17 protein-coding genes, 1 tRNA gene and 1 pseudogene are annotated in these 22,627 nt (G+C 34.1%); 10 read left to right on the forward strand and 9 right to left on the reverse strand.

Annotation, left to right across the window (positions count from 1 at the left end; genetic code table 11):
• Positions 1 to 414: 414 nt before the first annotated feature.
• From ACFIJ0_RS02700 to ACFIJ0_RS02715, 4 genes are all read right to left on the reverse strand, one after another.
• The gene (locus ACFIJ0_RS02700; RefSeq protein ID WP_375622823.1) at positions 415 to 780 is read right to left on the reverse strand and encodes a hypothetical protein; all 366 of its coding nucleotides are present in this window, start codon (positions 778 to 780) and stop codon (positions 415 to 417) included.
• A 206-nt stretch (positions 781 to 986) separates the two neighbouring features.
• Positions 987 to 1,334 carry a hypothetical protein gene (locus ACFIJ0_RS02705; protein ID WP_375622821.1) on the reverse strand — a complete coding sequence of 116 codons (348 nt, stop codon included), beginning with the start codon at positions 1,332 to 1,334 and terminating at the stop codon, positions 987 to 989.
• A 179-nt stretch (positions 1,335 to 1,513) separates the two neighbouring features.
• A complete protein-coding gene (locus tag ACFIJ0_RS02710) occupies positions 1,514 to 1,870 on the reverse strand; it encodes a hypothetical protein (RefSeq protein ID WP_375622819.1) in 357 nt (118 codons plus the stop codon).
• A 1,918-nt stretch (positions 1,871 to 3,788) separates the two neighbouring features.
• Entirely contained in the window at positions 3,789 to 4,484 is a 696-nt protein-coding gene (locus ACFIJ0_RS02715) for an HAD family hydrolase (RefSeq protein ID WP_375622817.1), read from the reverse strand.
• A gap of 330 nt (positions 4,485 to 4,814) precedes the next feature.
• Between ACFIJ0_RS02715 and ACFIJ0_RS02720 the strand changes: the two genes are divergently transcribed.
• A complete protein-coding gene (locus ACFIJ0_RS02720) occupies positions 4,815 to 5,903 on the forward strand; it encodes a site-specific DNA-methyltransferase (protein WP_375622825.1) in 1,089 nt (362 codons plus the stop codon).
• A 761-nt stretch (positions 5,904 to 6,664) separates the two neighbouring features.
• On the opposite strand, the gene mutY is transcribed toward ACFIJ0_RS02720, so the two are convergent.
• Positions 6,665 to 7,723: an A/G-specific adenine glycosylase gene (mutY, locus tag ACFIJ0_RS02725; RefSeq protein WP_375622815.1), complete on the reverse strand. Its 1,059-nt coding sequence runs from the start codon at positions 7,721 to 7,723 to the stop codon at positions 6,665 to 6,667.
• Between the two features lie 142 nt (positions 7,724 to 7,865).
• Here mutY and ACFIJ0_RS02730 point away from each other — a divergent pair, with 142 nt between their 5' ends.
• The 3 genes from ACFIJ0_RS02730 to ppdK all read left to right on the forward strand — a co-directional run bounded on the left by ACFIJ0_RS02730 (position 7,866) and on the right by ppdK (position 11,950).
• The gene (locus ACFIJ0_RS02730; RefSeq protein WP_375622813.1) at positions 7,866 to 8,366 is read left to right on the forward strand and encodes a DUF721 domain-containing protein; all 501 of its coding nucleotides are present in this window, start codon (positions 7,866 to 7,868) and stop codon (positions 8,364 to 8,366) included.
• Positions 8,367 to 8,448: 82 nt separating this feature from the next.
• Positions 8,449 to 9,105 (forward strand): DsbA family protein, encoded by a 657-nt coding sequence (locus ACFIJ0_RS02735; protein WP_375622811.1) that lies wholly within the window; start codon positions 8,449 to 8,451, stop codon positions 9,103 to 9,105.
• Positions 9,106 to 9,283: 178 nt separating this feature from the next.
• Positions 9,284 to 11,950, forward strand: coding sequence for a pyruvate, phosphate dikinase (gene ppdK, locus ACFIJ0_RS02740; RefSeq protein ID WP_375622809.1), 2,667 nt, complete (start codon positions 9,284 to 9,286; stop codon positions 11,948 to 11,950).
• A gap of 1,759 nt (positions 11,951 to 13,709) precedes the next feature.
• On the opposite strand, the gene ACFIJ0_RS02745 is transcribed toward ppdK, so the two are convergent.
• A complete protein-coding gene (locus tag ACFIJ0_RS02745; protein WP_375622807.1) occupies positions 13,710 to 14,543 on the reverse strand; it encodes a peptidoglycan-binding domain-containing protein in 834 nt (277 codons plus the stop codon).
• Between the two features lie 1,081 nt (positions 14,544 to 15,624).
• Between ACFIJ0_RS02745 and ACFIJ0_RS02750 the strand changes: the two genes are divergently transcribed.
• Both ACFIJ0_RS02750 and ACFIJ0_RS02755 read left to right on the forward strand, forming a co-directional pair.
• Positions 15,625 to 15,942: a DUF5330 domain-containing protein gene (locus ACFIJ0_RS02750; RefSeq protein WP_375622805.1), complete on the forward strand. Its 318-nt coding sequence runs from the start codon at positions 15,625 to 15,627 to the stop codon at positions 15,940 to 15,942.
• A 166-nt stretch (positions 15,943 to 16,108) separates the two neighbouring features.
• Entirely contained in the window at positions 16,109 to 16,519 is a 411-nt protein-coding gene (locus ACFIJ0_RS02755) for a SufE family protein (protein ID WP_375622803.1), read from the forward strand.
• A gap of 99 nt (positions 16,520 to 16,618) precedes the next feature.
• Here ACFIJ0_RS02755 and ACFIJ0_RS02760 read toward each other — a convergent pair whose 3' ends face one another.
• A complete protein-coding gene (locus tag ACFIJ0_RS02760) occupies positions 16,619 to 17,056 on the reverse strand; it encodes a MucR family transcriptional regulator (protein WP_012754848.1) in 438 nt (145 codons plus the stop codon).
• A gap of 855 nt (positions 17,057 to 17,911) precedes the next feature.
• Here ACFIJ0_RS02760 and ACFIJ0_RS02765 point away from each other — a divergent pair.
• Positions 17,912 to 20,005: a S9 family peptidase gene (locus tag ACFIJ0_RS02765; protein WP_375644006.1), complete on the forward strand. Its 2,094-nt coding sequence runs from the start codon at positions 17,912 to 17,914 to the stop codon at positions 20,003 to 20,005.
• Between the two features lie 82 nt (positions 20,006 to 20,087).
• On the opposite strand, the gene ACFIJ0_RS02770 is transcribed toward ACFIJ0_RS02765, so the two are convergent.
• The gene (locus tag ACFIJ0_RS02770; protein WP_375644005.1) at positions 20,088 to 20,690 is read right to left on the reverse strand and encodes a superoxide dismutase; all 603 of its coding nucleotides are present in this window, start codon (positions 20,688 to 20,690) and stop codon (positions 20,088 to 20,090) included.
• Positions 20,691 to 21,565: 875 nt separating this feature from the next.
• Here ACFIJ0_RS02770 and ACFIJ0_RS02775 point away from each other — a divergent pair.
• The 3 genes from ACFIJ0_RS02775 (at position 21,566) to ACFIJ0_RS02785 (ending at position 22,439) form a co-directional block, all read left to right on the forward strand.
• A tRNA-Gln gene (locus ACFIJ0_RS02775) sits at positions 21,566 to 21,640 on the forward strand.
• A 199-nt stretch (positions 21,641 to 21,839) separates the two neighbouring features.
• On the forward strand, positions 21,840 to 22,121 hold the full coding sequence (locus ACFIJ0_RS02780; protein WP_252619480.1) for a type II toxin-antitoxin system RelE/ParE family toxin: 282 nt from the start codon (positions 21,840 to 21,842) through the stop codon (positions 22,119 to 22,121).
• Between the two features lie 18 nt (positions 22,122 to 22,139).
• On the forward strand, positions 22,140 to 22,439 hold the full coding sequence (locus ACFIJ0_RS02785) for a HigA family addiction module antitoxin (RefSeq protein WP_375644004.1): 300 nt from the start codon (positions 22,140 to 22,142) through the stop codon (positions 22,437 to 22,439).
• Between the two features lie 43 nt (positions 22,440 to 22,482).
• On the opposite strand, the pseudogene ACFIJ0_RS02790 reads toward ACFIJ0_RS02785, so the two are convergent.
• A pseudogene (locus ACFIJ0_RS02790) lies at positions 22,483 to 22,627 on the reverse strand (integrase); the annotation flags it as partial.

The following is a 22,627-nucleotide window of genomic DNA, read 5'->3' on the forward strand; positions in this document are numbered from 1 at the left end:
GTGGGTGTTGCGACAGCCCTTGCATTAAGACGGTTCATAAGAACCATTTTTACTCCTTTCTTGTACAATTTTTACCCACACGCTCATCCCACTTGTGATGTGCAAGTAAGTGGTTTTGATTGATGCAATATAAACAGATTTGAAATGAAAGAATCTTACGTTATTTGAGACTCTCATTTAACATACAAAAAAGTGAATTATCATTATAAATCAATATATTGTAGTGCACAAACTGTGTATTGAGAGAGAACTTTATTCAGACTAAATTATGCGTTTTCATGCTAAGAGATATTATATTTATCCCACGCGGTATTATTAGTAATGAACAAAGCCTCCATAGAAAGCACAACAAAATCCTGCCCCAATGATTTGAAGCAGGATGTAATTTAAACATTGCTTTAAATTATTTTGGAATTATCTGGTTAGACCTACTACTATCCCGATTATTCCGCTGAATAAGGACATAAAAGCGCCAGAGAGTATACCAAAAATTAAAGATCCCGTTATGGTAAAAGTTCCTATTGTAATGGGTTCGAAAAACACATTCTCAATTTTTCCTTCAATGGGAGCTTCATTTCCCACTCCATAATTTAAATTTTGTACATAGAGAGTATCCATACGCATTGCTTCTTTTTTTCCTTGTTTCATTACAAAAAGAGAAATATCTTTTTGTTGTGGGGTGTTGCTCGAATGATTTGCATTAACATTCACAACTTGTGCAAGAGAAAAAGCAATCACTATAAAAATATTTAACACGTAATTTTTAAACACTTTTGTCATAATTTCACCTCAAATTCTTTCTGACTTCAGCGTGGATAATTTAACGCATCAGCGGAGCTGGTGAACACACTAAGGAGATATAAGTGCGTGCAGCTCTTTTTTCTGTGGTGAGGGTTATTGTTTTTGTTCAATAACAATGAACAAGTGTGGATATACTTGAGAAATTAGAAAATTTTGTTTTTATAAGTTTCAATTTAAATACAGAGTTATCTAAGTCTTTTTGTATAATTTATTATCGCCGCTATGACAAAGCACACTAGGGGCGCTAAATATCCTATTAAAAATGACAAACCGAACTCTCCTATTATGACCGGCTGAGCTATTTTCTCAACTCTTCCTTCAACAGTAGTCCCATTTTTTGCTTCATAGCTTAAATTGGGAACGTAGAGAGATGCGATATGGGTTACTTTCTCTTTTACCTGACTGATTACAGAAGTATCTTCTCGTTGTAAGTTATTGCTCGAATGATTTGCATTAACATTCACAACTTGTGCAAGAGAAAAAGCAATCACTATAAAAATATTTAACATATAATTTTTAAACACTTTAATCATAATTTACCTCAAATATTTTATACTATTCAATATATATGCATAAATTTATACTTTGGATATTCGGATGTAATCTATAACATTTATATTTTGTAGTAATAGAAGCATCATTATGTTATTATTTACAATAAATCATAGATACATAATGAAGATATTATCCTAGAGTTCTAGACGAGGTTGAATTATTTGAACATCAACATTATGTCCTTTATCCAACTTATTATTGATCCTATAAGGCTTATTGCATATCCAGCAGACAATACTCCTATTCCGATAGTTATAGGCTCAACGACCTTTTCAATTTTCCCTTCACCTGTTGTTCCATTTTCTGTTTGATAACTTACAGATGGAACATAGAAAGCAGTCTTAGAAACTACATTGGATTTCGCATACTTTACTTGTTCCATTGGTAAGACAGAAAGTTCCTCTTTTGGAATATCGTTTTTCAAACAGTTTGCATTAACATTTACAGTTTGTGAAATAAAAAAAGCACTCGCTATAAAAATGCTTAAGATATAATTTTTAAATATTTTCACCATAACATTACCTCAAATATACATAATTTTTATATATCTCACACTATACATGCTTTATATATTTCAATATGTATTTTTAGTCAATAATAAAAACACATATAAAAATATAACCATAATTTTTTTATAAACATTATTGTAAAAAAGCAACAGTAATAATTACAAAAAATATTTTTTAAATTTATTAAATTGGTTTATTGTGTTTTATATATAAAATAATATTAATATTATTTTATAAAATATATTTATGTATAATAAAATTTATCAAACTTTTTACATATTAAATATATAAAAAATTATTTAGTATCGATTTTATAATAAAAAACATGAAAATTATGATTCGTTTATAAAAATATTATTAACAATTCAAATATGCATGGACACGCTAAAATTTTATTATCTATATTATTTATTATAGAATGTGTGTTCTGTAGATATTATTAAGTTATAATTCAATGGTTATTAATTATATCATGATAGCATGATTATAATGCTTACTTTACTATTAATTATATACATTTATGTTATAGATATTAAAAAATTTACAGTTCTATTATAGTATAAAGTAGAGCTCGAATTGGATAGAGATAAATGATATTATCTTTTTCTCGCCAATGTGAAAAGCATATTACTATGATGTAAAGCTGTGTATAGAAGAATATCAATTCAGACACGTTTATGAGTGCCGAAAGATCAGCATTGGATAATATTTTTCAACATTTTCTTCTTTCCAAACTGAAAAGCCGCTTTTATTTTTAGAAAGGGTGTCTTTCCTAAAGTTGGATTACTTTTGAAAAGATCTGATTTCATTGCTTATTTAAAAAGTCTATTAAGTGCTTTCGAAAAATTTTGAGCAACTACTGGTATCTTTTTACGTTGTTTAACATTATTATATATTCATATTTATGTGCTTTTTTAAGAAACCCTTCTCAAGGTACTTGAGCCTATTTTGCAATGATAGATATGATGATAAAGCCCTATAATATAAAATTCTTAGGGAATCAGAATCTTTAACGTTTATAAAGAAGAAAGATGGCATTGCCATACACTTTGCTCGCTCCTAATGTTGCTACAATCTTTGCCTCTTGAGATGATTCATTAAGAGGCATTTTTATTTCTTTATTTAATTCAGTATATCCAGATTTGAAATGAGAGAATCTTACACTATTCGGTTTTTTTGTTTAATTTGAATAATGATAAATTATGATTATAAATCAATGTATTGTCTGTAAATTACTTGGTGTGAAATGTTTTTTATAAAATGCACATCTTCATAAGAATGTATTCTTTTTGTCTTTGTGTAATCTTAGGGAGGTCGTACCAATTGACGCTGTTAAAATACTGTTTAAGCAGCAAAGTAAATAAGCCTTCAACAAGTTTACGAGATTTGGATTGAGGAAATATAAACCCTTGTAACTCAACAAGGACGCTTTTGTTGTTTCAATAAACTCTTGTGTTCCATAGATTCCGCGAATTTTAATATGTTTTTCCATAATCAATATGCACATACCCTACAATTTTACCATAGTCTATGATTTTTTTGATCAGATGAAAGAGGCTCGCAATTTTCAAATCTTATCGAGCAAGGCATCGTAATATTCCTTTTTTGACAAATAGCATCATTGGTCAGAATGGGTTGTTGAGGTTGGGAGTGGGATATCGGATTTGAGATAGATAAGCAGGGTTTGATTTTTATGAGTTTGCACCCCTGTTTTTTGCTTTTTTAAAGCACGTGCAATGCTTAACTGACTTATGATTGCTCAACGAGGTGCTATATTTTTTCTTCACATTGAAATGCAATTCACCCGTGTCGTGAATTACGTATTTATTGAAGTTATTATAAACAAACAGCGAGAAGAGAAAGACATTTGAGTCAAAATTCTTCTTACAAGAGTTTACAAACTGATATATTCAAGAGATTTTTTTATAATAGATCTCGCCATACTGCCATTGCTTCTAAGACTTCTCCTAAATGAGCATGTTTTGCGATAACTGTTTCTGCACCAGCTTCTGCAAGTGCATTAGAGTGGCCAAGATAGCTATGTGATCCTCCCGTAAAGCCGATGACACGCATGCCTGCTGCTATGGCTGCGTGTACACCATGAAGTGAATCTTCTATAACGATAGTGTTTTGGGGCTCTGCCTGTAATTGTTGTGCGGCAAAAAGGAAAACATCAGGGGCCGGTTTCGTTCTTTTTGTTCCAACTTCAGGTGCTGAAAATATTTTACCTTCAAAAAGGTCATAGAGATCAACCGTGGTGAGCATCTCTTTTATATCTACGCTTTTTGCATTAGAGCAGATACAGTAGGGATAGCGTGTTTGAATAATTTCTACGGCTTCTCTTACATCATCAATAGCCCGTAATTTAGTTTTTATTTGTGTACGAAAAATATTAGTCATCTGATCTATGAGATGAGCAGAAATTGGTTTTTCTATTTCCTGTTCAACGTGTTTAAGAATATCGCGAAAGATAAGCCCTGCAAAACGCTCACTCAACTCTTCTGGTGATATTTCATATCCTGTTTGTTTGAGCAATTGAGATCCAATTTTTGCTGCAAGATATTCAGAGTCGACGAGAACTCCGTCACAATCAAAAATAATAAGATCTATTTGAGGCATAAGATATTCCTTTCCACGTTACGAGATGGATAACTTTCATGAAAATGATTCTTAATTCTTTTACGAAATAAAAGATATGGGAACAGTACATTGAAAAAAAGAAAAATAAGGTTTCATTCATATGAAAGTTTTTTTATTTAAAAAAAAACAAAAACAATTATCAATTTTGTAGAACTTTAACGATACGTTTACGCTATTTTGTAAATATGGATTGGTAATGCGGGCCTATAAACTATTTTGGTTGATTATAGGGCAAATTCAGTTAATTTTGTTGGGTTTTTCATGACAGTTATTCAGCTACAAAAAGATTTCCTTCGTACTCCCTTACAGATGCCATGGCGCAATAAAATTTTTAAAGGAGATTGTGTTTCCGTTCTAGAAAAACTTCCAAAACATTCCGTTGATATGATTTTTGCGGATCCACCCTATAATTTGCAATTGGATGGAGCTTTATACCGTCCAGATCATTCGCTTGTTGATGCGGTTGATAATGCATGGGATCAGTTTGAGAATTTTGCTGCTTATGATGCTTTTACCCGTGCATGGTTGCTTGCTTGTCGTCGTGTATTAAAACCCAACGGAACACTTTGGGTTATTGGATCTTACCATAATATTTTTCGAGTTGGGACGGCATTACAAGATTTAGGTTTTTGGATGCTGAATGATATTATTTGGCGCAAAAATAATCCGATGCCTAATTTTCGAGGGCGCCGTTTTCAAAATGCTCATGAGACGCTTATTTGGGCTGTACGGGATCAAAAAGATAAAAAGTACACATTTAATTATGATGCTTTAAAAGCGGCAAATGAAGATCTACAAATGCGTTCAGATTGGCTTTTCCCTCTCTGCACTGGAGCTGAACGTTTAAAGGATGATTCAGGGCGTAAATTACATCCAACACAAAAACCGCAAGCGTTATTAGCGCGTATTATTATGGCTTCTAGTAAACCTGGTGATGTTATTCTCGATCCGTTTTTTGGTTCGGGAACAACGGGTGCTGTTGCCAAGCTTTTAGGGCGTGATTTTGTTGGGATTGAACGCGAGCAAGATTACATTGATGCAGCATGTGAGAGAATTGCGGCAGTTAAACCTTTAGCGCAACCAGAACTAGCGATTTTGGATAGAAAAAAAGCAGAACCGCGCGTAGCATTCAACAGTTTACTTGAAGCAGGTTTACTCTATCCTGGAGAAGTTCTTTATGATCGCAAGAAGCAAGTATCTGCTATTGTAAGAGCTGATGGTACGATTATGCATGGTGGTGAAGCGGGCTCAATTCACGCAATGGGAAGAAAGGCTCAAGATTCGCAGAGTTGTAATGGTTGGACCTTTTGGTATTATGAGGAAAATGGACGGTTGAAGTCCATAGATCATTTAAGAATGATCATACGTTCACAAATGTTAAAAACGGGTGTTTTATGAACTAAGCTGATCGCTTCATTTTATTGACCACAATATGCCTGATCTTGATTGAGATGGGCGTGGGGGTATTTTATGCCTTTCTTAGGTGTTTTTTATTGACACACTAATCTTGCTTGTAAGCGGCAAGCGAGTATTTTTATGCTTCTTGTAGAAGAAGTTAAAATGAGAAATTCTCACTCTATGTTCTGATTTTAGTTCCAAAACAGTAAAATTTCACTATAATTTTATATAAATGAAATATCAGAATTAAAAGGTTCATTTAGAAGTTCAAAATTGAGTGCTTTTTTGAGGGAATATGTACATCTGTAACGTTCGTACAATATATTGATTTATAAAGCTAATTTAGCGTTATTTATATTGAGTTTCCCCCGAATGTCGTCAAATTTTCTTATTTTAAACCTGTTCTATATTGAATCAATGAAAATTACTTGCTTGCATGTCATAAGCGGGGTTGGCGTGTGAATAAAAATTGTTAAAGAAAGAACTAAAAGTACCTCTTACGAACCTATTTCAAGTGCCAAGGGTTGTTGTAAGGGGCTGGTAAATATAACGATGGTGCCGGCTTGCTCCGTCATAAGCGAAAAAAGGATAGATCCTGAAATTTAAATCTAAGATTTCTAAGCTTTTCTACCCCTCCTTAATTCTTATCTGTAGAAAAAATTGGTTATTTCATTTTTTTAAATTTTTCTTTTACAGATTAATAAATGATCGCTAGAGATACAAAAGTCTCCGTTAGAAAACATTTTTACGAATAGGGAAGGTTATTTAAATCTGAAAGAATTAGGAAGTGCTACGGAAATGGCTTTTTTCATAACAGTAGGTAATGCTTCTTCGGCAAGATGTTGAATGTTACACCACCAACCATTTTCACAATTCATTTCATGAACATCCTCAGTATAGTAAACATCGAGCTTTAGAGAAAAGTGAGTAAAAACATGCGTAATTTGTCCTTTGAATTGCCAATTGGCAGTAAAGGGTGCGTTTTGGAGCCCATTTTCGTTGTTTATGCCAATATTGTTAGGAATTTGGGTCATTCCACCAAGGAGCTTTTGCGTCTGTCGTTTTTCCAAATAAATTTGTCTCTTTTTATTAAGGACTACAAAAGCAATACCTGTTTTTGAAGGGCGTTCTTTTTTAGGGGTTTTGACTGGAAAAGATTCCGGTTGTTGCATCTTTTCTGCTTTGCATAAACATTGAAGAGGGCAGGTATAACAAGATGGTTTGCGTGGAGTACAAATTGTTGCTCCCAAATCCATCATTGCTTGAGCAAAGTCACCAGGACGATTTAAAGCAGTAATTTTTTGTGTTTTTTCTTTAATTTCAGCTTTTGCTTTTTGTAATATTGAAGTGATAGCAAAAAGGCGCACTACCACACGTTCGACATTACCATCAACTACTGCTACAGGGTGGTTAAAAGCAATTGCAGCAATGGCTGCGGCAGTATAATCTCCAATACCGGCTAGAGTTTGCAATTCTTTTACAGATTGTGGAAATTGTCCCGCGTAGTTTTCAACAAGCTGTCGCGCACATTTTTTAAGATTACGTGCGCGTGAATAATAACCAAGTCCAGCCCATGCTTTCATGATGTCATCTTGTGAGGCTTTTGCTAAAGAGAAAAGATCAGGCCATAGTTTTAGAAACTTTTTAAAATAAGGCTTAACTGTTTCAACGGTTGTTTGTTGAAGCATGATTTCAGAAAGCCAAACTTGATAAGGATCAGGACGGATACCTTGTTTTTGCTTTTCGGGGGTAATCCGCCATGGAAGGTGTCTGTGATTTTGATCGTACCAAGCAAGGAGGTGCGAAGAAATTTCATACATGATTGTTTTCAAGCATAAGGAGATATAAAATGCAAAAGAAAAAATTATTTATTTTGTTAACATTTCATAAATTGAGGAGGCAACAATTTTTAAGTGAAACAAATGATTTTAATTTAGTAAGCTGTTGAACAATGATCTAAAAATGAGAAAACAACTAAAAAAACGTATCTTTTATTCTCTTTCTGAGACGGTATACAAAATACTTGATCCAGTTTTACGTAAACGGACAGGGCTTAATGTAGCGCTTATAGAACATTGGCCACAAATTGCGGGCGATGATATCAGTGAACATACAATACCGCTTAAAATTATTTGGAAACGTCGTGCAGATCAAGATGAAGTTTTTCAGCCAGCAACACTTGTTGTCGCATGTGAAGGATTTGCTGCGTTAAAATTGATGCATGAAACAGAGGAATTACTTCATAGAATTAACGGATTTTTTGGCTATATTGCTATTGATCGCATTAAGATTGAGCAAAGGAGTATGTCGGTTTTTATGAATCACTTGCCTCTAAAACCGCCTTTGAGTGAACAAGACAAAAAATGCGTAGAAAAAATGCTTGAAGGAATTGAAGATAAAAGCTTGCGCCAATCACTTTATAAACTTGGCTGTTGCATTTTCTTGGAAAAAAATAATAAATAGAAAGATATTTTATATATTTTTCTTTAATATATGAGAAAGCATTGGATTCCTATTCGTTAATAACAACAGAAAAGTATTATTTATGGTAAAATATCGTTCTTTTTTATCTTTCGGGATAATTTTTCTCTTCATAACGATTGTACAAAACAGTGTAACAGTTGCTTTAGCGCGTGATCCTAAACCAGTGGCAACTGTTGATATGGCAGAGATTCTCCAATCGGGTAAAGTAAAGGACCGCTTTGAGGGAGAGGCGGATGCGCCAGTCGTCATTGTTGAGTATGCTTCCTTGACCTGTACACATTGTGCGTATTTTTATAATCATATACTTCCTCAAATTCGTAAAAAATATATCAAAACAGGAAAAGTAAAACTGATTTTCCGCGATTATGCTTTTGATCCTCGGGCAACAGCAGGTTTTATGTTGGCACAGTGTGCGCCAGAAGATCGCTATTTTCCTTTGATAGAAGTTTTATTTCAAAAACAAAATGAATGGGCTTTCGGCAAAGATGCTCTAACACCATTGAAAAAAATTGGCTTAATGGCTGGTTTTACAGATGAAAGTTTTACTGCATGTTTGAAAAATCAAGCTATTTTAGATGAAGTGAATGCATCCTTTGAGCGTGGTAAAAAACTGGGTGTTACAGCAACGCCTACTTTCTTTATTAATGGTAGTAAATATGAAGGTGCCATGAAAGTAGAAGAATTTTTTTCGGTGATTGATAGTTTTCTTAAAAACTGAATCTTAATCTTCCAGAAGATGGATAGTGATACTTTTGGTTATTATCTCTTTTGGAAGGATTAATACTGTGCATTTATGAAGCGATATTTTTTGTTGAGCCGATTTTGAATCAAATCATTGCTTTTAAGTGAGCCTAGGTTGAATGATATTTTGATGCTGATATGGGAGGATTTGTACAATGAAAAAATGGGTTTATAGTTTTGGAGATGGAAAGGCAGAAGGAAGTGCAAGTGAGCGTAACCTTCTCGGAGGTAAAGGAGCTAATTTGGCAGAAATGAGTAATCTTGGTTTGCCCGTACCACCCGGATTTACGCTGACAACAGAAGTTTGTAATTTTTATTATGCCCATGACAAATCATATCCAGAAGAGCTACAGGAATCTGTTAAGCAAGCACTAAGACGCGTTGGTGAACAAACAGGACGTGAATTTGGGAGTGAGCAAAAGCCACTTTTGCTGTCTGTTCGTTCAGGGGCTAGGGCTTCCATGCCAGGAATGATGGATACAGTGCTTAACCTTGGCATGAATGATGAGACTGTAAAAGCCATTGCTTTACAAGCTAATAATGAACGTTTTGCTTATGATAGTTATCGGCGTTTTATCCAAATGTATTCTAACGTTGTTTTGGGGTTAGATCATTCGTATTTTGAAGAGATTCTTGATGAAGCAAAAGTACGCAATGGTTACACTATTGATACAGAAATGACAGCAGATGATTGGAAGAATATTATTACTTCTTATAAAGCATATGTTGAAGAAAAATTAGGAAAACCTTTTCCTCAAAATCCTGAGCAGCAGTTATGGGGAGCAATTGGAGCCGTTTTTTCAAGTTGGATGACAGCACGTGCAGTTACTTATCGCCGTTTACATAGTATTCCTGAAAGTTGGGGAACGGCAGTTAATGTGCAAGCTATGGTTTTTGGCAACATGGGTGAAGATTCGGCAACAGGTGTTGCTTTTACACGCAATCCATCGACAGGGAGAAAAGAACTTTATGGTGAATTTTTAGTTAATGCGCAAGGGGAAGATGTTGTGGCGGGCATTCGAACGCCTCAAAATATTACAGAAAATGCGCGTATTGTTGCTGGTTCAAATAGATCGTCGTTAGAAAAAATTATGCCTGAGGCTTTTTTGAAATTATGTCAGATCGCGCAGAAGCTTGAGCAGCATTATCGGGATATGCAAGATCTCGAATTTACCATTGAAAAAGGTAAATTATGGATGCTTCAGACTCGTTCAGGAAAACGCACGGCTCGTGCGGCTCTCAAGATGGCAATTGAAATGGTTGAGGAGGGGTTAATAAACCATGAAGAGGCTGTGATGCGTATTGATGCAAAGTCGCTGGACCAACTTTTGCATCCAACACTTGATCCCAAAGCAGAACGTTTTGTTATAGGACGTGGTTTACCTGCTTCTCCTGGAGCCGCAACTGGTGAAATTGTTTTTACTTCAGAAGAGGCAGAAACTGTGTCGGCGGAAGGTCGCAAGGTTATTTTGGTCCGTGTAGAAACAAGCCCAGAAGATATTCATGGTATGCATGCTGCAGAAGGAATTTTAACAACGCGTGGCGGTATGACAAGTCACGCTGCTGTTGTTGCGCGGGGGATGGGGAAACCATGTATTTCTGGTGCTGGCAGTGTGCGGATTGATTATAATACAAATACGCTGTTTGCTTCAGGAGAAAGTTTTAAAAAAGGTGATGTTATCACAATTGATGGTGGAAGTGGAGAAATTTTCAAAGGGAAAGTTGCAATGTTGCAGCCTCAGCTTTGCGGAGATTTTGCAAAATTAATGGAATGGGCTGATGGGATGCGACGTATAAGAGTTCGCGCTAATGCTGATACACCATCTGATGCCCGTATGGGGCGCTCTTTTGGGGCTGAAGGTATAGGTCTTTGCCGTACGGAGCATATGTTTTTTTCTGATGAACGTATCGTTGCCATGCGTGAAATGATTTTAAGTCATGATGAAAGTGGTCGTCGTAAAGCACTAGATAAGCTTTTGCCAATGCAGCGTTCAGATTTTAGTGAATTATTTGAAATTATGTGTGGTTTACCTGTTACTATCCGCTTGCTAGATCCACCATTACATGAATTTTTGCCTAAAACGAAAGCAGAAATTCTTGATGTTGCAACAGCTATGGGTGTTTCTGCTGAAGCGCTTGCTGAACGTGCTCAGCAGTTGCACGAATTTAATCCTATGCTTGGATTACGAGGATGCCGTTTAGCTATTACTTATCCTGAAATTGCAGAAATGCAAGCGCGGGCGATTTTTGAAGCAGCAGCAGAAGCTGCCCAAAAATCTGGATCTCCTGTTATGCTTGAAATTATGGTGCCACTGGTTGCGCTTAAATCTGAACTCGATTTTGTAAAAGCGCGTATTGATCAGGTTGCTGAGGAAGTGATGAAAGAAAAGGGAAGCACTATTCAATATATGGTTGGGACAATGATTGAGCTTCCAAGGGCGGCGCTTCGAGCAGATGAAATTGCTGAAACTGCTGAATTTTTTTCATTTGGAACAAACGATTTGACACAAACCACTTTTGGGATTTCCCGTGATGATGCTGCTCCTTTTTTGGCAACCTATTTTCAAAAAGGTCTTTTAGAGCAAGATCCTTTCGTGTCTATTGACCGTGATGGAGTAGGAGAACTTATTACCATTGCTGCACAGCGTGGACGCTCAAAGCGTGCAAAAATAAAATTGGGAATTTGCGGTGAACATGGAGGCGATCCTGCCTCTATTGCTTTATGCGAAGAAAATAACCTAGATTATGTTTCGTGTTCTCCTTTTCGAATACCAATTGCTCGTTTAGCAGCAGCCCAAGCCGCAATAGCAAAAAGGATATAATGGGTTAATATTTTCTTGTTGTATAGTTATTACTGAAATAAATTTTTATATATTCTTTAATAAAGGAAATAAAAGTGCTTCTAAAATGCACGGTAAGTTATGTTACGCGAGAAAATGTTTTTTTGAGAGGTTTATGAGAAAAAATATAAGGCAAGATAGACAAAGATGTATTATTAATACAACTTTCTATTGACGAACCTCTTGATAAGAGAGAAACGTTTTATTGTGCAGTCAATTTACACGTTTGCTTTTTTATAGGGGAATGAACTTTTCATGCAAAATAGAATGCTCAAAACAAAAGCATTTTTTTTGCACAATCATGCTATTTGAGATAGACATCTCTCAGTGGATGCTCCATTTCATACTGACATTCGTGGAATGGGGATTATGTAAAAACCCCCGTAAGTTTATAAAATCTTCCCAAAGTTTATAAACTGCACTATGCGCTACCATCTTTACATTTATGTAGGAACATCAAAGTTATACAATATATTGATTTGTAATGATAATTTTTTATTTCTCATATTGAATGAAAGCTGCAAATATCATAAGATTTTCTCATTTCAACTTCTTTGATAATGAATCAATCAAAACCATATTTTTTGCATGTTACAGGCGGAATTAGCGTCTGTAGATAAAAAAATAAAGCAAGGATTGCTTTTTATGAATCGTCTCAAGTGTCAAGAGCTATCACAAATTGAAGGTAGGTACAGTGGTTTAATGGTGCCGGCTTGCTTCTTCACAAGCGTAAATATGATAGTGCACAGTGGAGGGGGGGGCTGCTATTATTCACGGGCGTTGTTGCGAAATGGGCTTGGTTGCTTTAAGAGATGTTTTTTTAAGAAATCCCGTGAATGGCAATCCAAGTATATTCCGTTTGGGATATTTTGTTTTGCGTGAAGGGGCGTGAGCCAAAAAAGACACGTGATAAATAAAAGCATGATGCAATAGGTAATCTCCATTCTTTTAAAGACATTGCTTTAGATGTCTTTGAAAGTTGTAAAGCTGGATTAAAAGGAAATGGCAAGGATGAAAACAAGTTTCTACCCTTAAAACTTCATATTCTTCTCAAATTAGGTTGTCTCCCTGTTTTAGAGATTATACAAACAGAGATGCGCAATATCCTTGCTTCTATTCGGCATACACAAGCTCTAACAGCTGAGAAAGTACTAAAGTGTCTTAACCATTTATTTCAAACATACTGCTGCGTTAGGTTTGGATGTTGATTTATAGGCAACACCAAGAGCACATGCTCTTTTAGGAAAACAACGTCATAAAACACAAAACTTTCCAGCAATAGATTGGAGAGAAGTGCCGGTTTTTTATCAGACACTTTCGAAACAACAACCATAACACAACTAGCTTTACGTCTACTTATCCTTACAGGTGTTTGCACAAATTCTTTGCGTCATATTTATAAAGATCAAATTGACGATAATATATGGACAATTCGTAGCTCGAGAATATGAAAAGTTTACGTAATACTACAACAAAATTTCGTGTCCTTTTATCATCAGAAGCAATAAAAATGCTAGAACAAGCGTGTTTGCTATTTTGCAATATTTCTTTTTTCTGCAATCGGTTGTGGTTTTCTTACAGCAAATTGTATGGCTCAATATGTAATGTGTAAGAAAACCATTCTGATTAATTGAATATAAGAGGGCTTGAGATGAAGGAATGTTTGGGGCGCATTAAACAAGCGAAAGATGAATTATCATTATAAATTAAGAGATTATTTTTATAGTATAGATGATTAGCTTCAATTTAATAAACCAATTTCACGCATTTTCATTAAAATTGTGTGATTAATTTTACCTGTTACAGGAAGATCAAACATTTGTTGAAACTGTTTTAAGGCTTCTATCGTCTTTTGATCTTCTATTCCTGTGACAATAACCTCCTCATTCCCAAAAATATGTAAAGCTTTTTGCACTTGTATAATATCTTCAACAGAAGGCTCTAAAATAGCTTCTTTTAAGTGTGTCATATTTTTTGTATTTGTTGTTTCTATTTCGCTCTGCTTAATTAATATTGCAATTTCATCTGTTGCAGGATTAGATAGAACATTCTTTTGCATTCTCTGAGCAGTTTGTTGTTTCCATAAAGTGATGGCTCGGCGTGTTTTAGGTCCTTCCAATCCATCTAAAGGTCCATCATAAAGTCCTAATTTTGCTAGTTCTTTTTGCTTTTCCAGCATGCTTGCTGATTGAGGGGGTAAAGGTGAATTTGTGTGGTGATGACTTGGAGAATATACAGAAGTTACACGAGAGATTTCTTGTGATTTTGCTTCTTTTTCCGATAAAGTAGAGCTCTTCCCTATACTTTGAACGGAGGAAGATTTCATTTGAGTTAAAATATGTTGATGCGGTGTCATTTGCGAAAATAAAGCATTAAATGAAATAAATAAAAAACTAATGCTAAAAATAAGAGATCCAACAAAAAATAAAGTATTTTTTTGTGTATAGAAATAAAGAGTTTTTGCACTCCAAAAAATGAAATGAAAAATTATCAGAAGAAGTGTTATAACAATACTACTATAGTATTTACGGTGTTTTACAGTTTTTTTTCGGGATTTCTTTCGTTTTGTTGTCATTACTTTTATTTTCAGTTGCGTTTATTCTTTACAAAGAAACAAGTATAAATTATTTCTCACTTCCAGCCAGAGAGAAGTGCATTAGACATTGTTACTTTTTCCTTTCAAACTCCTAAAATGCGCAGCTCCATTATATCAATTTATAACTTGATAAATCAACAAGAGTTCTTGTCAACTTTTATTCATTTCATTTTTTACAAATCTTCAATATGTATAAAGAGAGCACCAAATAATTAACATTCAAGATCATTTTTGGCACATATGTTTGCCTATTATTAAAAATAAAATTGAAAATATTTGCCTATAACGCTAAAAAGATGACAATCATTATCTATTCTTTATAATTTACATATAGAGGGTTACTTATCGATAAACGGTTTGGTAAAAATAATTATCTCTTAATATTATTATATTTTGGTATACATTCCTTCTATTCAATAATTTTCATATGTATCAATTAAATTGATGTTTACAATGTTATAGAAAAAACTTGGCTTGAGATGTAATCATAAGAGATGCATATATTTTTTTATGTTTTTATCGACATGTTGATCATTTCCATGACGGTCCAGTAAAAATTTGATAGATAATATAAATATTTTATCGACACTAGAGTCAGAATAACAGAGTTTGACTCTTTATAGCCTTTTCAACTAAACTAAGATGGTGAACTATTATTTAAAATAAGTATGTACACAATATGGAAAAGAAATTGGACTTTGTGTTTAATTCTTATCTTATCGCTGCACGTTCTTGTGGAATAAAAGTTTACAAATGTGGGTTGTACATTTCCTAACCCTTATGCACCATCATGATTATATCTCTCATTTTTTATCATAGTCTGTTCATTAATATGATCAGCCTGTAAGTGTACAATTGGAATGTTAATTTTTTACTGAATAGACAATGTATCACATTTTATACAGCGGCATTGTGCCATATTTATAAAAAAGCCAATGATATAGATCCAATAAATGAATACGCAATTTTATAAAAAGCACATTTTATAAATTTTTTATAAAGAAACAGTGTATAAAATGCTTCTTTTATTGTATTTACCACTGTGGTACATTGATTGCCCATGATACATTTTTTAATCAAATTATCATTTTTTTTATTTTTTATTTTTGTCATTATTTCATTTTTTGTAGCAAATCCAAGCAGTAACCATTCTTCTAGCCCCCAAAATAATGAGACAACAACGAGCGATGCGATTATTGCTTTTAAAGAAGCTTTAAATGACTTAGGAGCATTTTGTGACCGTAATATAGAAGCCTGCAAAGTAGGAAAATCTTTTTTAAGTTCACTTGGCGAACGCGCATATTACGGAGCAAGAGCTGCTTATGAATATTTAGGAAACATATTAGGGGACAAAAATAATATCAGAGATTTCCCTTAATGTTTCTTACAAAATCAAAATACAAGAGTTCTTACAAAACCATACAATGTTATCTTGAAATAAGGATTTTTAACGTTCTTCGTGTTATTTATGTTAGGAAGAATAAATATTTATTTTTTATAAGTGTATTCAAGAATGATTATTCAAACGAAACAGGACTAAAATAATGGCGGAAACAATCGGTAATATCATAGAGAACTTTTCGCTTTTGGATAATTGGGAAGATCGTTATCGTTATGTCATTGAGCTTGGCCATGAATTGCAACCTTTTCCGGAAAGCGCTCGAAACGATGCTCATAAAGTTCCTGGTTGTGTTAGCCAAGTGTGGCTTTTATCTTCACGTAATAACTCAGAAGATCCAATATTGACGTTTCAAGGTGATTCCGATGCTCATATTGTGCGTGGACTCATTTATATACTTCTTGCTTTTTATTCAGGCAAAAAAGCTTCTGAAATTCGCAACTCTGATGCCCAAGAGCTCTTTGAAAAACTTGGTTTAAATGAAAATCTCACGCCACAACGATCAAATGGTCTAAAATCAATGATTAAACGGATTCGTAACGAAAGCTATATATAATCCCCTTGGTAGAAATTGCTATATATACAAAAGTTTCACACAAAACATATATAATAAAATCAACTTTATACGCGAAACCATTTTTTCGCAAAAATAAGATTATTTAGTTTTTTTCCGTTTGCTTTTGCGTCCAAGACCCATTTCTTTGGCCAACGCTGATCGTGTTTTTGCATAATTAGGCGCCACCATAGGATAAGAACTATCTAACTGCCATTTTTCACGATATTCCTCTGGCAACATTCCATAATGTGTCATGAGATGACGCTTTAGAGATTTAAATTTCTTTCCATCTTCAAGGCAAATGAGATAATCAGGAAATACTGAACGCTTTGGATTAACGGCAGGCCTTTGTTTTTCAACTTCGACTTCTGTTAACTCTAGATTCCCTGCCTTACGAAAAGCAGCATGGACATCAGCAATTAAACTTGGCACTTCAGTCGGTCGAATAGAATTATTACTCACGTAGGCAGCAACAATATCAGCAACCAATGTAATAACTAAATTGCTTTCAGTCTCTAAGACTGCACGATGTTCCATTCTTGTTTCCTTTAATTTAAAATTGAGTAATTCAAAATCGAGATATAGTGCATATACTCATGATATAAAGATCTCATGCACATGAGTTTCATATTGTACAAAAATCTTTTTTGTCAATTCAATTATTCTATAAAATTGCCAAAACACAAAAAAATCAAACAAATACCCCTTTTTTGTCATAATATACAATAAGAAAAACGAAATTATTACATAGTAAAATATATTTTTATCCTATAGCATATCATACAGAATATACAATACATCACAAATATAAAAAAATATAGGATAAAATTTATTTATTTTTTTTGAGAACGTAAAAATAAAATTATTAATTATAAAAATATAATATATAAATTAGTATCTTTTGTTTTGAATACTTATAATTTAGTAAGTTTCTTTTTAATAAATTTTAAATTTATTTTTATTATTTATATTTATTAAATTTAATAATAAAAAAAATACTATATTATAAATATAACATAATAGCATTATTTATAATATAAAACTATTCATTAAAACGACATAGAATATTTTTATTTTTTATACGGTAATGACAATAATTTAGATATATTTATTCCTTTCTATAAAATTATATGATTATACTGTTTCAAAAAAAATCAATTCTTTTCCTCATAGTTTAATTGTCTTACCAGGCACTTTCATTGTAAAAGTGGTATTGTCTCCTTAGAAAACAATAGCTGTGACATGTAATGAACAGAAAGGTATTAGTTTTAAAAATTATCATGGCGCTATTTTTGCAAGTGATTAGAACTTATAGATTTTTACACTTGCATCAATAATTGTGATTCTAACATATAAACGAAGCTGTTAACATATTTTAATATAGGATTGTGTATGACCCGCACTTTTGCAACTCCTCCCAAAGCGTCTAGAATCACTCATAAGGAAATATATCATGGTATTTTTCGTGATGATCCCTATCATTGGCTACGAGCGTCTAACTGGCAAGATGTTTTTAAAAATCCTAACTGTCTTGATCCAAATATTCGACATTATCTTGAAAAAGAAAATGCTTATCAATCGGCTCAAATGGCTGATACAAAACCATTACGAGATTTGCTTTTTACCGAAATGAAAAACAGGATCCAAGAGAATGATAGTTCTGTTCCTATAAAACATGGTCCTTTTGCTTACGGATTCTCTTATGTTACCGGAGGTCAACAACCACATTATTTTCGGACACCAAGGAATGGCGGAGAAAAAAACGTTTACCTTAATGGTGATGTCTTGGCAGAAGGCAAAGAATATTTCAAATTTGGTTCAGTTCAAGAATCTCCTGACCATACACATGTGGTATGGACCTATGATGACAAAGGATCAGAATTCTATACAGCTAAAATTCGTAATTTTGAGACATTGTCTGACTGTATGGACACAATTACTGATACATCTGGTCAAATTGTATGGGATGCTAGATCTGAAGGTTTTTTCTATACTAAGATGGATAAAAATCACCGACCTTCAGAGCTCTATTATCACCGATTAAACACTGATCAATCACAAGATAAGCTTATTTTTCACGAAGACAATCCAGGTTTTTTTTTAGATGTAAGCGGCTCTAAGCTTAATGATATTATTTATATTAATATCCATGATCATGAAACATCAGAGACCTGGTTGATTCCTGCTGAGGCACCTTTTACTACTCCCCAATGTGTACGGAAACGACAAAAAGGTATTGAATATTCACTTACAGAAGGTGATGATGTCTTTTATATTCTGACCAATCTAGATAATGCAAAAGATTTCAAAATTATGGTAGCGCCATATACATCTCCACAATCAGAAAATTGGTCTGAGTTTGTCCCACATCAGCTTGGGTGTCTAATATTATCCCATGATGCTTATCAAGATTTTCTTGTCTGGATCGAACATTTTGAGGGGCTTCCACGTATAAAAGTAATGGAACGTACTACTAAACAAGTTAATTCCATTGCTTTTACTGAAGAGGCTTATTCTTTAGGACTGCAAGGGGTTGCAGAATATAACAGTCCAACTATTCGTTTTTCTTATTCGTCTATGACAACTCCTGATCAAGTGTTTGATTATGAGATGAAAAGTCGTAAACGAATGCTTTTAAAAACGCAAATAATTCCCTCTGGGCATAATAAAGATGCATATGTAACACGACGTATTACAGCCATAGCAGACGATGGTGAGAAGATTCCTATTTCACTTTTTTATCACAAAAACACTCCTCTTGATGGTGGTGCGCCTTGTTTGCTTTACGGTTATGGTGCTTATGGGATCTCTATTCCTGCCAGTTTCAATAGTAATGTACTTTCTTTAGTAAATAGAGGTTTTATTTACGCTATTGCTCATATTCGCGGAGGAAAAGAAAAGGGAGTAGAATGGTATGAGAAAGGAAAACATCTCTTTAAGCACAATACATTTACAGATTTTATTGCTTGTGGGCGTTACCTTGTAAACAATAAATTCACTTCTCACGACCGGCTTATTGCTCATGGTGGTTCAGCAGGGGGGATGTTGATGGGAGCCATTGCCAATATAGCTCCACAGGATTTTGCTGGAATCGTAGCGAATGTGCCTTTTGTTGATGTCTTAGCGACAATGTTAGATGCTTCATTGCCACTTACACCTCCAGAATGGGCCGAATGGGGGAATCCTCTTGAATCAGAAGAAGATTATAAGCTTATTGCTTCCTATTCACCCTACGATAATGTCAAAGCTCAAAACTATCCCCCTATACTTGTAATGGCAGGATTAACAGATCCTCGTGTAACTTACTGGGAGCCTGCAAAATGGGTGGCAAAATTACGAGACTTAAAAACAGACGATAATGCAATTTTATTACGTATTAATATGGATTCAGGGCACGCTGGTGCAGCTGGACGTTTTTCAAAGCTAGAAGAAGTTGCCTATATTTATGCATATATTCTAAAGATAGCAGGAAAAGACTGTTGCTAATCCATAATATCTTTGTTTGAAAGTCCCTGATAATTTATTGGATTATAAGGACTTTCATACACTAAAAAATTATTTAGATAGCTTAAAATTCACATTCTTCATAAAGTTTCAAAACATAGTCCCAATTAATTAGATGATCTACAAAGGATTCGAGGTACTTCGGTCGAGCATTGCGATAATCAATGTAATAGGAATGTTCCCACACATCGACACCTAAAATAGGTCGAGCATTGTGAATTAAGGGATTTTCGCCATTAGGCGTTTTCATAATTTCAAGCTTGCCATTTTTAACAGCAACCCACGCCCATCCAGAACCAAATTGTGCGACGGCAGCAGCAATAAAGTCAGCGCGGAATTTGTCATAACCACCTAGATCAGCGTCAATAGCTTTTGCTAACTTTTCAGGAAGTTTTTGACCACCACCATCTTTTTTCATCCAAAGCCAAAAGTGGTTATGATTGTAATATTGTGCTACATTATTAAACAAACCAATATTTTTTCCAAAACTTTTTTTAACAATATCTTCAAGGCTTTCATTTTCTAAGCTTAACTCTTTCACAAAATTATTGGTGTTGGTAAGATAAGCAAGGTGATGCTTATCATGATGATATTCAAGCGTTTCGCGGGACATATAAGGCGAAAGGGCATCGTAATCATAAGGCAACGGGGGCAATTCAAAAGCCATTTAAAAATCTCCTCGATTCTAATTGTTAAGCTTATTTCATAAGCCTAATTTGCCATTTACTGAATTTAAAAGCAAATGTTGAATACCTATTTATATGAAATTAGTTTTAATGTCTTTCTTTTTGTAAAAGAAGCTTTTAGGAAATGTATGCTCATCAATCAAAAAGGGCATTGGTCTACGTAAAGATTGCTTCTGAAGATTTTTTACATCTATGAACGGGCAAAAATATCATTATCTTTTGAATAAAAAGTAAATGGAAATAGCTATTATTCTTTGTTTATGTATCTCTATTTTTTAAATGCCAGATAAAATGTTTTTAATTTTTGCAAAACTCTTCTAATCTATTGGTGTATCATAGTGTTTGCAACAGAATATTAAGTGTTATTTTTTAGAAGATATTTTTCAATGTGCTTGATTTCATTTTATGGCGTTACCCATGAATAATATAATGTAAAAACCATTGGACATTACCATCTTTACGCTTAATGAAAGAGCGCAGCAGCGCTATCATATACTTTACCGGTCGCTAATGTGGTGACAGCTTTTGTCTTAAGTTGAGCAAGATGAGATTTTAATATATCAAGAAAAGCAAATCATATGCTAATTTATTAGATACATGAGTAAACTACAAGATTTTCATTTCCTGTTCCTAGAAAATCAATACAAAGAGCAAAATAATTGGTGGATAAATGGTTTTTTACTTATGTTAAAAGCACAACTGTATATCAGTTTCTGCTACGAACTTATATTGATGCAATACCATACAAGATTTAGAAACTTTATGATAAAAAAGTAAGGTCTTTGATTTTCAGATATTGCGTCCAATCACAGGAATCGCTATAAGGTGCAAGAGTAGCTATAAAGCGTGTTTTTTTTGGGGTATAGCCAAGCGGTAAGGCACCGGTTTTTGGTACCGGCATTCCCTGGTTCGAATCCAGGTACCCCAGCCAATATTTAATAAAATCAATAGGTTACATAAAAGTTCGGGAGTTTTGATTCCGCTGATTCTTTTAACTTATTTTCCACCTATCCCTAACTTTTTTATAGCTTATACTCAATCGTTTTATCTAGATAACTGAATTTGCTAGCAGGGCGCTTGACTCTTATTTTTATTAATCGTATAGTTATGATATACGATAAGGGGCGGTAATGGCAATTGTGAGTTTCAAACATAAGGGCTTAAAATTATTTTATACAACAGGTTCCACAAAAGCTATTCGACCAGATCACGTAAAAAAATTACGCGTTATCTTGACAGCTTTAACAAGCGCTACGACGCCTGAAATGTTGAGAGCACCTGCTTTTAAAATGCATCCTCTTAAAGGTGAACTTACAGGATACTATTCTATATGGGTGAATGGAAATTGGCGTGTTACTTTTCGCTTTATAGGAACAGATGTGGAGCTTGTTGATTATCAAGATTACCATTGATGAAAGGAACGAAAACAAATGATGCATAACCCCGCACATCCGGGCGAAGTTCTAAAAGTAGCTTTCTTAGAAGAAATGGGGATAACAATACAAAAATTAGCTGATCATCTCCATATGACAAGAGCTTCTCTATCAAGAGTGATTAACGGACATGCCTCTATGAGTACCGAACTTGCAGTGAAATTAGAATTAGCTGGTTTTAGTAAAGCAAAATTTTGGCTGGATATGCAAACGAATTATAATTTATGGCAAACAATGCAACAGATACAACCACCTATTTCTCCTCTGGTTTCTGATGCACCTCAAACGCCGCATTAATTTCATGCATAATTTTGACGGGGCTTTGTTTATTTTCTTACTGTCAACCATGCCCCGAACTTTTTTGTAGCTTTTTGATCGCTTCTATTGCAAGTCGTTTTCTATCGGCTGTTTTGGTATAAAGGGATGCCATTTTATCTTCTGTCCAGCCAAAAAGTGCTTTCATTTGCGAAACTGTCGCACCAGCA

This window comes from Bartonella sp. OC68QHHN (genome assembly GCF_042193875.1).
GTDB lineage: Bacteria > Pseudomonadota > Alphaproteobacteria > Rhizobiales > Rhizobiaceae > Bartonella > Bartonella grahamii_A.